Origin of the sequence: Paracoccus wurundjeri (genome assembly GCF_030678915.1) — a bacterium.
In the GTDB taxonomy this organism is placed as follows: domain Bacteria; phylum Pseudomonadota; class Alphaproteobacteria; order Rhodobacterales; family Rhodobacteraceae; genus Paracoccus; species Paracoccus onubensis_A.
Genome location: NZ_JAUUTZ010000028.1, coordinates 1 through 13,925, shown reverse-complemented (window position 1 = coordinate 13,925; position 13,925 = coordinate 1). Strand labels below are relative to the sequence as shown.

General features: G+C 59.8%; 9 protein-coding genes and 1 tRNA gene. 4 read left to right on the top strand and 6 right to left on the bottom strand.

Annotated features, from left to right (window positions below; all coding sequences use genetic code 11):
- Window positions 1–86 precede the first annotated feature (86 nt).
- Together uvrA and Q0601_RS20525 are read left to right on the top strand one after the other, a co-directional pair.
- Window positions 87–2,945, top strand: a complete 2,859-nt coding sequence (gene uvrA, locus Q0601_RS20530; protein ID WP_305291782.1) for an excinuclease ABC subunit UvrA — start codon at window positions 87–89, stop codon at window positions 2,943–2,945.
- A gap of 119 nt (window positions 2,946–3,064) precedes the next feature.
- Window positions 3,065–3,139: transfer RNA gene (locus tag Q0601_RS20525), tRNA-Gly, on the top strand.
- Between the two features lie 455 nt (window positions 3,140–3,594).
- On the opposite strand, the gene ispG is transcribed toward Q0601_RS20525, so the two are convergent.
- The 6 genes from ispG to Q0601_RS20495 form a co-directional block, all read right to left on the bottom strand.
- A complete protein-coding gene (gene ispG / locus Q0601_RS20520; protein ID WP_305291781.1) occupies window positions 3,595–4,716 on the bottom strand; it encodes a flavodoxin-dependent (E)-4-hydroxy-3-methylbut-2-enyl-diphosphate synthase in 1,122 nt (373 codons plus the stop codon).
- A gap of 95 nt (window positions 4,717–4,811) precedes the next feature.
- Entirely contained in the window at window positions 4,812–5,990 is a 1,179-nt protein-coding gene (gene metK, locus Q0601_RS20515; RefSeq protein ID WP_305291780.1) for a methionine adenosyltransferase, read from the bottom strand.
- Between the two features lie 3 nt (window positions 5,991–5,993).
- Window positions 5,994–7,385: an adenosylhomocysteinase gene (ahcY, locus tag Q0601_RS20510; protein WP_305291779.1), complete on the bottom strand. Its 1,392-nt coding sequence runs from the start codon at window positions 7,383–7,385 to the stop codon at window positions 5,994–5,996.
- A 215-nt stretch (window positions 7,386–7,600) separates the two neighbouring features.
- On the bottom strand, window positions 7,601–9,421 hold the full coding sequence (gene typA / locus Q0601_RS20505) for a translational GTPase TypA (RefSeq protein ID WP_305291778.1): 1,821 nt from the start codon (window positions 9,419–9,421) through the stop codon (window positions 7,601–7,603).
- A 141-nt stretch (window positions 9,422–9,562) separates the two neighbouring features.
- On the bottom strand, window positions 9,563–9,982 hold the full coding sequence (locus Q0601_RS20500; protein WP_305291777.1) for a RidA family protein: 420 nt from the start codon (window positions 9,980–9,982) through the stop codon (window positions 9,563–9,565).
- Window positions 9,979–11,196, bottom strand: coding sequence for a pyridoxal phosphate-dependent aminotransferase (locus Q0601_RS20495; RefSeq protein ID WP_305291776.1), 1,218 nt, complete (start codon window positions 11,194–11,196; stop codon window positions 9,979–9,981). The genes Q0601_RS20500 and Q0601_RS20495 overlap by 4 nt, the downstream gene beginning before the upstream one ends.
- Before the next feature lie 125 nt (window positions 11,197–11,321).
- Between Q0601_RS20495 and Q0601_RS20490 the strand changes: the two genes are divergently transcribed.
- The gene (locus Q0601_RS20490) at window positions 11,322–12,221 is read left to right on the top strand and encodes a LysR family transcriptional regulator (RefSeq protein WP_305291775.1); all 900 of its coding nucleotides are present in this window, start codon (window positions 11,322–11,324) and stop codon (window positions 12,219–12,221) included.
- A 103-nt stretch (window positions 12,222–12,324) separates the two neighbouring features.
- On the top strand, window positions 12,325–13,701 hold the full coding sequence (locus Q0601_RS20485; protein ID WP_305291774.1) for an amidase: 1,377 nt from the start codon (window positions 12,325–12,327) through the stop codon (window positions 13,699–13,701).
- Window positions 13,702–13,925: the final 224 nt, after the last annotated feature.

Here is a 13,925-nt window from a genome sequence, read left to right as displayed (position 1 = left end):
GTTTCGTTCACTTTATGTTCACATGTTCCGGTTGCTTTTTCAGCCGCTGATATTATGTCTGGCGTCGGATCGTTCGAGGCACGCCTATGGAACAGAAGTTCATCGAGGTTCGCGGCGCGCGCGAACATAATCTGAAGAACGTGGATATGGATATTCCGCGCGACAAGCTGGTGGTGATCACCGGGTTGTCGGGTAGTGGAAAATCCAGCCTTGCCTTCGACACGATCTATGCCGAGGGGCAGCGACGCTATGTCGAAAGCCTGTCGGCCTATGCGCGGCAGTTCCTTGATATGATGGGCAAGCCGGATATGGACCATATCAGCGGCCTGTCTCCGGCGATCTCGATCGAACAGAAAACCACCTCGAAAAACCCGCGCTCGACCGTTGGCACGGTGACCGAGATTTACGATTATCTGCGCTTGCTGTTCGCCCGCGCGGGCACACCCTATAGCCCCGCCACCGGCCTGCCCATCGAGGCGCAGCAGGTGCAGGACATGGTTGACCGGATCATGGCTATGGAAGAGGGCATGCGCGCCTATCTTCTGGCCCCGATCGTGCGCGACCGGAAGGGCGAGTACAAGAAAGAGTTCATCGAACTTCGCAAACAGGGCTTTCAGCGGGTCAAGGTGAACGGAGAGTTTTATGAACTGGATGAGCCTCCGGTTCTGGATAAGAAATTCCGCCACGATATCGACGTGGTTGTCGACCGGCTGGTCGTGCGCGAAGGGCTTGAGACGCGGCTGGCCGATAGTCTGCGGACCGCGCTTGATCTGGCGGATGGGATCGCCGTACTGGAAACCGCCCCGGCTGACGGTGAACCGGAACGCATCACCTTCAGCGAAAATTTCGCATGCCCCGTCAGCGGTTTCACCATTCCGGAAATCGAGCCGCGCCTGTTCAGCTTCAACGCGCCTTTCGGTGCCTGTCCGGTCTGTGACGGCTTGGGGGTCGAACTGTTCTTTGACGAAAGGCTGGTGATTCCCGATACTGCGCTGTCGGTGGGGAAAGGGGCGATTGCGCCGTGGTCCAAGTCGAAATCCGCATATCTGACCCAGACGATCAATGCGCTTGCCAAGCATTACGGTTTCGACAAGAAAACCGCGTGGAAGGATCTGCCGGAAAACGTTCAGAACCTGTTCCTTTACGGTTCGGGCGAAGAACAGATCAAATTCCGCTTCGACGATGCGGGCCGGGTATATGAGGTCACGCGCGCTTTCGAAGGTGTCATCCCGAATATGCAGCGGCGCCTGCGCGAATCGGATTCGCAATGGGTCCGCGACGAGTTCGAGCGTTATCAGAACAACCGTCCCTGCGGCGCCTGCAGCGGCTATCGCCTGAGACCTGAGGCCCTGGCGGTGAAGATCGCCGGCAACCATGTCGGTCAGGTCGTCGAGCTTTCGATCAGGGAGGCGCTTGCCTGGGTCGAGGATGCGCCGAAACATCTTGGCAAGCAAAAGAACGAAATCGCTGCGGCGATTCTTAAGGAAATCCGTGAGCGGCTTGGTTTCCTTGTGAATGTCGGGCTGGATTATCTGACGCTTTCCCGCGCTGCGGGAACGCTTTCGGGCGGCGAAAGCCAGCGGATCAGACTGGCCAGTCAGATTGGCAGCGGGCTGACCGGCGTGCTTTATGTTCTGGACGAGCCCTCGATCGGGTTGCATCAGCGCGATAACGACCGGCTGCTGCAAACGTTGATGAACCTGCGTGATCAGGGCAATTCGGTGCTGGTGGTCGAGCATGACGAGGATGCGATTCGCCATGCCGATTATGTCTTTGACATGGGGCCGGGCGCTGGGGTTCATGGCGGCACAGTGGTCAGCCACGGCACACCCGATCAGATTGCCGCCGACTCGAAAAGCCTGACCGGTCAGTATCTGTCGGGCGAACGCGAAATCGCCGTGCCCGCCGAGAGGCGGCAGGGAAACGGAAAATCGGTGACGGTCGTGGGGGCCACCGGCAATAATCTGAAACATGTCGATGCCGAGTTTCCGCTTGCCAAGTTCATCTGCGTCACCGGTGTATCGGGCGGCGGTAAATCGACCCTGACCATCGAGACATTGTTCAAGACCGCATCGCTGCGGCTGAATGGTGCGCGTCAGACCCCGGCGCCATGCGAGACCATCAAGGGGTTGGAGCATCTGGACAAGGTTATCGATATCGATCAGCGTCCCATCGGGCGCACGCCGCGCTCGAATCCGGCCACCTATACCGGCGCGTTCACTCCGATCCGCGACTGGTTTGCCGGTTTGCCTGAATCGAAGGCGCGTGGCTATAAGCCCGGCCGTTTCAGCTTCAACGTCAAGGGCGGGCGCTGTGAAGCCTGTCAGGGCGACGGGGTGATCAAGATCGAGATGCATTTCCTGCCCGATGTCTATGTCGAATGCGAGACCTGCAAGGGTGCGCGCTACAACCGAGAGACCTTGGAAATAAAGTTCAAGGGCAAGAGTATAGCCGATGTTCTTGATATGACGGTCGAGGATGCGCAGCAATTCTTTGCAGCCGTTCCCTCTATTCGCGAAAAGATGGATGCGTTGATGCAGGTCGGGCTTGGTTATATCAAGGTCGGGCAGCAGGCGACCACGCTTTCGGGCGGTGAAGCGCAGCGGGTCAAGCTGTCCAAGGAACTGTCTCGCCGTTCGACCGGGCGTACCCTGTATATCCTTGATGAGCCGACGACGGGGTTGCATTTCGAAGATGTCCGCAAGCTGCTGGAAGTGCTGCATTCGCTTGTCGATCAGGGCAATACGGTGGTGGTGATCGAGCATAATCTTGATGTGATCAAGACCGCTGACTGGATCATCGATATCGGTCCCGAAGGCGGTGACGGCGGCGGCAGGATCGTCGCGACCGGCACGCCGGAGGATGTCGCCACAGTGGATGTCAGCCATACTGGGCATTACCTGGCGCCCATGCTGAAGCCTGCGCGGATCCGGGCGGCGGAATGAGTCCGATAACCCGTGAGCGAAGAAAAAATCTGCTGAATTAGCGCATTTCCCCCTTGCACCCTTCGGCGCAGTCCAATAAATCACCCCTCACCGAAGGTGATACGGCCTCGGGACAGGATGCGGGCGTAGCTCAGGGGTAGAGCGCAACCTTGCCAAGGTTGATGTCGTGAGTTCGAATCTCATCGCCCGCTCCAAATTTTTCCATAAAAAACAATTTTTTAAGTTTACCGTTTGCGGCAATTCCCTGCTGGTGCGACTTTTTCGATGGTCGCGTGTAAGCGGCGAAGCCTGCTGGCGGTGGAAACATGGAACCCAAATACAACTTTCCATGTTGAGATAGGGAGGCAGCATCTGACGCAGTCGTCGTCAGTTCCGGTAATCGCCTCTACGTCGCTTTAGGAGGGGCGGATTATGAATAACATCATTTATCTTGTCGGCCTTGTGGTCGTCGTTCTGTTCATCCTCTCGTTTCTTGGTCTGAGATGAGGAAGACAGGCCGCGAGTCGAACTTGACCAACTCAAAGTCAGTGCAGAATCGTTGCTGCTTCCCGCTCTGCGTCACGAGATGCGGGTTTTGACGGCAAGAATGTAGCCTTGGGGCTGTTTCGTCTGTCGCGGTGATAGTGGCAGGAATCCGCAGTTCCCTTGCTCACACGGTTTCTTCCGCTATTTCCGCGATCTTCGCGGCGCGTTCCTCGACCAGTTGCACGATATGATCGATCATCTGGTCATTGGTCATCTTGTGACTTTGCTTGCCGGCCATATAGACCATGCCGCTGCCCGCGCCGCCGCCAGTGAAGCCGATATCGGTCATCAGGGCTTCGCCCGGGCCGTTCACCACGCAGCCGATGATTGAAAGACTCATCGGCGTCTTGATATGCTCAAGCCGCTTTTCCAGTTTCTCGACGGTCTTGATCACGTCGAAACCCTGTCGCGCGCAAGAGGGGCACGAGATGATCTGAACGCCCCTTGTCCGCAGGCCCAGCGATTTGAGGATTTCATAGCCGACCTTGACCTCTTCCACAGGATCGGCAGACAGGCTGACGCGGATCGTATCGCCGATGCCCATCCAAAGCAGATTGCCCAGCCCGACGGCCGATTTCACCGTGCCGCCCACAAAGCCGCCCGCTTCGGTGATGCCCAGATGAATCGGCGCATCCGTTGCCTCGGACAATTGCTGATAAGCGGCGGCGGCAAGGAAGACGTCGCTTGCCTTCACGCTGATCTTGAACTCGTGAAAATCGTTGTCTTGAAGGATCTTGATGTGATCCAGCCCTGATTCCACCATCGCGTCGGGGCAAGGCTCGCCGTATTTCTCAAGCAGATGCCGTTCAAGCGAACCGGCATTCACCCCGATCCGCATCGAGCAGCCATGGTCACGGGCCGCCTGAATGACCTCACGCACACGCTCGGCGCTGCCGATATTGCCGGGGTTGATCCGCAGGCAGGCCACGCCTGCTTCTGCGGCCTCGATGGCGCGCTTGTAGTGGAAATGGATATCCGCGACGATCGGCACGGGGCTTTCGCGGCAGATTTCCCTCAATGCGCGGGTGGTTTCCTGATCGGGGGCGGAAATGCGCACGATATCCGCACCGGCATCGGCCGCGCGGATGACCTGTTCCAGCGTCGCCTTGACGTCGTGGCCATCGGTATTGGTCATGGTTTGAACGCTGATCGGCGCATCGCCACCCACCGGCACGTTGCCTACCATGATCTGACGGGATTTCCGCCTTTCGATATTTCGCCATGGACGAATCGGGTTCAGCGACATGAATGCCTCCGGGCAGCTTGGAACAGCAGATAAGACATCGCGAGGGCCGCGACAACCGCTGCACGGGTCTGTGATCGGCCGATGCCCGGACCGTATCAGGTCAGGGCGGCTTTCAAGGCTTCTGCCCGGTCCGTCTGCTCCCAGCTGAAGGCGGTCGCGCCGTTCAGGAGATAGGCGTCGCGCCCGAAATGGCCATAGCTTGCCGTAGGACGGTAGATCGGATGCAGAAGATCAAGGTCGCGGATGATGGCGAATGGGCGCAGGTCGAAGACCTCGCGCACCGCGGCGACGATCTTGTCATGCGCGACGGTTTCCGTTCCAAAGGTGTTCAGCGAGATCGAGGTCGGTTGCGCCTCGCCGATCGCATAGGAAACCTGAAGCTCGCAGCGGCTGGCCAATCCGGCGGCTACGATGTTCTTGGCGACCCAGCGGCCCGCATATGCCGCCGAGCGGTCCACCTTGGATGGATCCTTGCCCGAGAAGGCGCCGCCGCCATGTCTGGCCATGCCGCCATAGCTGTCAACGATGATCTTGCGCCCAGTCAGGCCGCAATCGCCTACCGGCCCGCCGATCACAAACTTGCCGGTCGGATTGATGAAATATTTCGTCTGATCCGACAGCCATTCCGCGGGCAGAACGGGCTTGATAATCTCTTCGATCACTGCTTCGCGCAGATCGGTCAGCGTGATGTCGGGATTGTGCTGGGTCGACAACACAACCGCGTCGATCGCTTCGGGACGGCCATCCGCGCCGTAGCGCAGGGTCAGTTGCGATTTTGCGTCTGGGCGCAGCCAGGGCAGGGTGCCTTCGCGCCGAACCTTTGACTGACGCTCGACCAGACGGTGTGCGTAGGTGATCGGCGCGGGCATGAGAACATCAGTCTCGTCCGAGGCATAGCCGAACATCAGCCCCTGATCGCCTGCGCCTTGCTGCTCAAGGCTTTCACGGTCCACGCCCTGATTGATTTCGGGCGATTGCTTACCGATGATATTGATGACCGAGCAGGTGGCGCCGTCAAAGCCGACTTCCGATGATGTATAGCCGATATCGCAGATCACATCGCGCACGATGGATTCAAGATCGACCCAGGCATTGGTCGAAATTTCGCCGGAAATGATCGCGACGCCGGTTTTGACCATCGTCTCGCACGCAACGCGGGCGCGCGGGTCTTCGGCCATGATCGCGTCAAGGATGGCGTCGCTGATCTGGTCTGCGATCTTGTCGGGATGCCCCTCGGAGACGGATTCCGAGGTAAACAGGGAATATTCGCTCATGTCTCAATACCGGTAATGATCTGATTTGAAGGGACCTTCGGGAGTGACGCCGATATAGGCGGCCTGTTCAGGAGAAAGCTGTGTCAGCTTTACCCCGATCTTGTCCAGATGCAGCCGGGCGACCTTTTCGTCCAGATGCTTGGGCAGGATATAGACGCCGGGCTGATATTCGTCGCCCTTGGTCCAAAGTTCGATCTGCGCCAGCACTTGATTGGTAAAGCTGGCGGACATCACGAAAGAGGGATGCCCGGTTGCATTACCAAGGTTCAGAAGGCGGCCTTGCGACAACAGGATGATCCGGCTGCCCGAAGGCATCTGAATCATGTCTACCTGATCCTTGATATTGGTCCATTTGTGGTTCTTGAGGGCGGCGACCTGAATTTCGTTGTCGAAATGGCCGATATTGCCGACGATGGCCATATCCTTCATCTCGCGCATATGTTCCAGCCGGATCACATCGCGGTTGCCGGTGGTGGTGATGAAGATATCGGCCGAGGCGACGACGTCTTCCAGCGTCACCACCTCGAACCCGTCCATGGCGGCCTGTAGCGCACAGATCGGGTCGACCTCCGTCACCTTCACCCGCGCACCGGCGCCTGCCAGCGACGCGGCCGAGCCTTTGCCGACATCGCCATAGCCGCAGACCACGGCGACCTTGCCCGCCATCATCACATCGGTGGCGCGCCGGATGCCGTCTACCAGCGATTCCTTGCAGCCATATTTATTGTCGAATTTCGATTTGGTGACGCTGTCATTCACATTGATCGCGGGGAAGGGCAGAAGGCCCTTCTTGTGCAGATCGTACAGGCGATGCACGCCGGTCGTGGTTTCCTCAGACACGCCGCGAAGCGCGTCGCGCTGTGTGGTGAACCAGCCAGGGCTTTCCGTCAGACGTTTGCGGATCTGGGCAAAAAGCGCCTCTTCCTCTTCGCTGGTGGGGGTGGCGATCAGGTCGGTTTCACCGGCCTCCACCCGTGCGCCCAGAAGAACGTAGAGGGTCGCGTCGCCGCCATCGTCAAGGATCATGTTCGCCGTACCTTCGCCGAACTGGAAGATACGGTCGGTATAGGACCAGTATTCTTCCAGCGTTTCGCCCTTGATGGCGAAGACTGGCACGCCTGATGCGGCGATTGCGGCGGCGGCATGGTCCTGCGTCGAATAGATATTGCAAGACGCCCAGCGAACCTCTGCGCCAAGAGCTGTCAGTGTCTCGATCAGCACGGCGGTTTGCACCGTCATATGCAGGCTGCCCGCGATTCGGGCACCCTTCAGCGGCTGCGCATCGCCATATTCCGCGCGCAGAGCCATGAGGCCCGGCATCTCGGTTTCGGCGATATCCAGTTCTTTCCGGCCGAAATCAGCCAGAGCGATATCCTTGATAATATGATCGGTCACGGAAATCCTGCCTTGTCGTTCACGTGCAAGCTACTGCTGCAATAATGGAAGAAGAGTTAAAACAAAAGAGTCGGTTAATGCCAATCACTCCGGCATGACGGCAACATGGTGGAATCCGGGGAATAAATCAGATTTGGCCGCCGCCGGCGGGACAATATATATGGTCTGTCACAAGAAAAACCCATGACAGACCAAGGCAAGGTGCCGGGACGCGTTCAGCCTTCGCTGCGAGCCTGCCGCTTGCGTTCATGCGGATCAAGATAGCGTTTGCGCAGCCGAATGCTTTTGGGCGTAACCTCGACCAACTCATCGTTGTTGATATAAGCGATCGCCTCTTCCAGCGACAGGCGGACCGGTGGAGTCAGGCGCACGGCCTCATCCGTGCCGGAAGCACGGACGTTGGTCAGTTTCTTGCCCTTGAGCGGGTTTACTTCCAGATCGTTGTCGCGCGAATGCTCGCCGATGATCATACCCTGATAGACCTGTTCCTGCGCACCGATGAACAGTTTGCCGCGCTCTTCCAGATTCCACAGCGCATAGGCGACGGACACCCCGTCCTCCATCGAGATCAGCACGCCCTGCCGCCGCCCCTGGATCGTTCCCTTATAGGGAGCCCAGCCGTGGAAAATCCGGTTCAGGACGCCATTGCCGCGCGTATCGGTCATGAATTCACCATGATAGCCGATCAGTCCCCGCGACGGTACATGAGCGACGATCCGGGTCTTGCCGTGACCCGCCGGATGCATGTCGACCATGTCACCCTTGCGGTCGCCGGTCAGTTTCTCGATGACCGCGCCGGTATAATCGTCATCCACATCGATGATGACTTCTTCGACGGGTTCCAGCCTCGCGCCGTCCTCTTCGCGAAAGATCACGCGCGGACGGCTGATCGAAAGTTCATAGCCTTCGCGGCGCATGTTCTCGATCAGAACGCCCATCTGCAATTCGCCCCGGCCCGAAACCACGAAAGCCTCGCCTCCCGGAGTATCTTCAACCTTGATGGCAACGTTGGATTCGGCTTCCTTCATCAGCCGTTCACGGATCACGCGTGACTGCACCTTCTTGCCGTCGCGGCCCGCAAGCGGGCTGTCATTGATGCCGAAGGTCACGCTGATCGTGGGAGGGTCGATGGGTTGCGCGGGCAGGGCGGTGGTGATCTCGGGCGCACAAAGCGTATCGGCCACGGTTGCCTTCGACATGCCCGCAAGCGTGATGATGTCACCGGCCACGGCCTCGTCGATAGGCTGCGGGGTCAGGCCGCGGAAGGCCATGATCTTCGAGATGCGGAACTGCTCGATCCGTTCGCCGTCGCGGCTGAGCGCCTTCAGCGTGTCGCCCGCTTTGGCGCGGCCCGCTTCGACGCGCCCCGTCAGCTGGCGGCCCAGAAAGGCATCCGCGCCCAGCGTCGTAGCCAGCATCTGAAATGGCTCGTCAGCCCGTTCGATCTGCTTTGGCGGTTCGACATGCCGCAGAATCATATCGAACAGGGCGGTCATGTCCTTGCGCGGCCCGTCAAGCGTTTCATCCGCCCATCCCCCGATACCCGAGGCGTAGAGATGCGGGAAATCAAGCTGTTCGTCGCTGGCGCCCAGATTGGCGAACAGGTCAAACACGTCGTTCAGGGCATCGTCTGGCTCGGCCGCCGGTTTGTCGACCTTGTTCAGCACCACGATGGGGCGCAGCCCAAGCGCCAATGCCTTGGAGGTCACGAATTTCGTTTGCGGCATCGGTCCTTCGGCGGCATCCACCAGCAGACAGACACCGTCGACCATCGACAGGATACGCTCGACCTCGCCGCCAAAATCGGCGTGCCCCGGCGTGTCGACGATATTGATCCGCGTCCCTTTCCATTCGACCGAGGTCGCCTTGGCAAGGATGGTGATGCCCCGTTCGCGTTCGATATCGTTGCTGTCCATGGCGCGTTCGGCCACGGCCTGATTTTCCCGGAACGAGCCCGACTGTTTCAAGAGTTGATCGACCAGCGTCGTCTTGCCGTGGTCAACATGGGCGATGATGGCGATATTGCGGATATCCATAAGGCTGCCTTCCGGGTTTGCGCCGCTGCCCTAGCCGAGAAGGCGAAGAAACGCCAGCATTAAGTTGTCGGCAGGCGCGGGCGGCTTAGCCAGATCCCGGCGAAGGCATGGCGCGGATCGGCCTTGTCAGGACGCGCCGCGTCAAACCGTGGCGATCAACTGGATCTCGACCGGCGCATTGCCGGGTAGGGTGGCGACCCCAACGGCGGCGCGCGCGCCTACGCCCTGGGGGCCGAGTCTGTCGCGAAGATAATCCGAGGCGAAATCGGCCAGTTTCGAATGTGCGGTAAAATCCGGATCGGCGGTGATAAAGACCGAAAGGCTAAGAATCGCGGCGATCCGTTCACCCTTTCGAAGCTGCGCATTCGCGGCGTTCAGTGCGTTGCCGCAGGCCAGTTCGACAGCTTCTCGATAATCATCGAGCGGGGCGGCGGAACTGACATTGCCGGTCAGGATCAGAACACCCTCGCGACGCGGAGTCATGCCAGAGGTCACGATAAGACTGCCATGACGTTTTGCCGGAACGTAATTTCCCTGTGGAATCGGAAGTTCGGAATTCATGCGCGATATCTTTCGGTCAATGCGGCCATACGTTCCACTGCTGCCAATGCGGCATCGTGATCCTGCGAGAAATTCAGTCTTACGCTGCTTGCGGTATGCGGGCTGAATTCGGTGCCGGGGGTGACGATCACATTCGCCTGAAGCCGCAGGATCTTGACGAAATCGGCATAGCTCACGGCCAGATCGGGAAGGCTGGGGAAAAGATAGCTTCCCGCCTGCGGTGTGCGGGCAAAGACGCCATCGACAGCGCGTAATGCAGACAGCAGATGATCGCGGATCTCCTGATGGCGGCGGATGCGCTCGTCCATCCAGCCATCGGGTTCCGCGAACCAGCCGCGCAGGACCGCCTGACTATAACCGGGTGCGCGCAGGCTGACGATTGCCTGAAGCTTTTCCATTCGTGCGATCATTGTCTTTGACCCAAAGGCCACGCCCAGCCGGTAACCCGAGAGTGACTCGGTTTTCGAGGGTCCCATGATTGTCACCACATTTTCGGGATCGATATCCGCCGCCCGCAGATGTGTATAGGTCGCGCCGCTGTAGCGCAGACGGGAATATAGCTGGTCGGCAATCACCGTCACGCCATATTGCCCGGCCAAAGCCGCGATCTGGCGGATCTCGTCGGCGGAATAAACCACGCCCGCCGGATTGTTCGGATTGGAAAAAAGGAAGGTTTTCGCCCCGGCGCGAAAAGCGGCCTCCAACCCGTCCAGGTCAAGTCCGGCGCTGCGATCATCCGCATTGACGTAATCCATCTGCACGGGAAGCATTTCGCCTTCGAAGAATTCCACCAGCTTGCGGTTGGCGAAATAATCGGGCTGGACGATGGCCACCTTGTCGCCGCGACCCACCGTCGCGGCGATGGCAAGAAACAGCGCGCCCTGTGTGCCCGGCGTAATGATCAGCCCGTCCTTTGCATCGACCGGAGCGCCGGTGAAACCGGCAATGCGCGGCGCAAGCTCTTCCCGGATGCCCAGATCGCCGCGATATTCGGTATAGGCCTGTGCCCCGCCCGTCGAAACCCCGGCCGAGAAAAGCTCGAATGCGCCGGGCGTGGGTTCATGTGCATCCACATCGCCATGCGAGAAATCCACCTTGCGGCCTTCCAGCGGATCGCCGCGCAGCAGCGCTTCGGTGCCCGCAGCATTCTGGCGGGTCTCCTGTCCTGGGGCGTTGTCGGTGCCAAGCTTGCGGAATTTGGCGTCGATGGACATGATGTTTCCTTATCTTCGAAAGGCTGGCGATGGGTCTGGGACCTCGATTCGCGGGCAAATTAGAGCAGAATATAAAGCAGGTTAATATTGCTTTTTATGCTTTCAAAAAATAGAAAACATATCTTATGGACATCCGCTTTCTTGAAAGCTTCGTTGCCGTCGCCGATTGCGGCTCGATCGCCGAGGCGGCGCGGCGGCTGAATCTTACACCTGCCGCGGTGGCGCAGCGGTTGCGCACGCTTGAGCAGGATCTGGATCATGCTCTGGTTGCCCGCGCGGGCCGGACGGTGCGGCCGACGGCATCGGGTCTGGCGATGCTTGAAGCCGCCCGCCAACTGATCGAAGCCGCCCGCGACCTGCGCGCCAGCGCCGCCAATGATGAACCGGCGGGACGGTTGAGACTGGGCGCGACCGCAACGTCGATGACCGGGATTCTGCCGGAAATTCTGGCTGGACTGCGCCTGTGCCATCCTCGGATCGAATATTTCCTGCGCCCGGATTCTTCGGCAAGGCTTTATCAGGGCGTGCAAGCGGGGGAACTGGACGCGGCGATCATCGTGCGCCCGCATTTCCCGGTGCCGAAATCAATGGGCTGGCAGACCTTGCGGCACGAGCCGCTGATGCTGATCGCATCCGAGGGGCTGGATCTTGGTGATCCGCATGGGCTGATCGCGGGGCAGCCCTTCATCCGATACGATCGCAACCAGTGGGGAGGACAGATCGTCGATCGCTATCTGCGTCGGCATGATCTGAATGTGCGGGAATGGCTGGAACTCGACGCACTGGATGCGATTGCTGCACTGGTAAGCCGGGGGCTGGGGGTTTCTATCGTTCCCGACTGGGCACCGCCCTGGCCGGAAGGATTGCCTTTGCAGAAAAAATTGCTTCCAGCGGGAGAAGTGCGTCAGACGGGCGTACTGTGGAATCGATCCGGGCCGCGTATCGCCGCAGTGCGGGCCTTTGTCGATTTTTGCATGGCTGAGGGAAAGGTGGCTCGGCTGGATGGCGGGATGAAATATGATTGAGTATCGTCACCCTTGATTACGCCTTTTCTTCTGACGGTCTTTATCGCCGTGCCGCTGACATATATCGTCCCCGATATCGCCCATTATCAACCAAGAGTATCCTATGGCAGCTGACCTGACCCAAGCCGACGTCACCGATCTGCGTGAGCGCCTTGCGCAAGGCGGAATTTCGGCGGTTGAATTGACGACTGCATGCCTGAACCGCATCGAGAAAACCGAGCCGCAGTTGCAGGCATGGGCGTGGCTGGATGGCAGCGATGCGCTTGAACAGGCGCGCGTCCTGGATGAGCGGCGCAAATCCGGCGCCGTCCTTGGCGCGCTGCATGGGCTGCCGGTCGGAATCAAGGATGTCATCGACACGGGCCGGATGCCGACCGAGAACGGCACCGCGATCGACAAAGGTCGTGTTCCATCCGAAGATTCGGGGCTGGTCGCGCGTTTGCGTGCGGCGGGCGCGGTTATCATGGGAAAGACCGTGACCACCGAACTGGCCTTTATGGAGCCGTCGAAATCGCGGAATCCGCATGATGTTTCGCGGACGCCTGGCGGGTCGTCGGCGGGCTCTGCCGTGGCGGTTGCGGCGGGGATGGTGCCGCTGGCCGTCGGTACGCAGACTGGTGGATCCGTCATTCGTCCCGCGTCATTCTGCGGAGTGGTCGGCTATAAGCCCAGTTTCGGCATGATCGGACGTTCGGGCGTGCTTCAGCAATCGCCCTTTCTGGATACGATCGGGGTCTTTGCCCGCTCGGTCCCCGGTGCCGCGCTTCTGGCCGAGGCGATGGCGGGCCATGATCCCGCCGATCCGGCGACCACCCAAATGCCTGCGCCGCGACTGTATCAGGAGGCGCTCTCGGCTCTGCCCGGGACACCGCGACTGGCCTTGGTTGATCTGCCGGCGCCGCCTGCAACGGATCCCCGCATGCGCGCGGCATTGGACGAGTTGGCAGGGTTTCTTGGCGATATGGTGGAAAGGATTGAACTTCCCGCGATATTTTCCCAGGCGCAGCAGATGAGGACGCAGATAAATCAGGTCGAGATGGCGAAATATTTCGCGGGTTATGAACGGCGCGGACGTCATCTCATGTCATTGAAACTGACCGAGGCGATAGATGCCGGAAAGGCAATCCTCGCCGGTGATTACATGGCGGCCCTGGATTGGCGCGAGGATTTGAATGCCGGGCTGGACCGGATATTCGACCGTTGCGACGCGATCCTTTGCGCGGCCAGCCCCGGCCCTGCACCGGAAGGTCTGGGAAGTACCGGCGATTCCGCATTCAATGGTATCTGGACGCTTTGCGGAACCCCGGTCGTGACCCTACCTCTGTTCCTGACCCGGGACGGTCTGCCCATGGGGTTGCAGATTGTCGGGCGGCTGGGGGATGATGCCCGCCTACTGCGGATAGCGGCATGGCTGATGCAGCATGTGGGTCCGGCCGGAGAACCGACCCGCAAGGAAGAAATGACCAACGCAGAATGTTGATGCCGTTCTGGTCTGATAGCCCGGATGGGCGCTGCACGGCGTGGCTGCGGTAACCCGGTTCTGAGCAGGCATCGGCAATCGGAATGTCGCACTGAATCGGGAACGCCGGTTACTGCGTCCCGCGACGGGGGGGGGGGGGGGGGGGGGGGGGGGGGGGGGGGGGGGGGGGGGGGGGGGGGGGGGGGGGGGGGGGGGGGGGGGGGGGGGGGGGGGGGGGGGGGGGG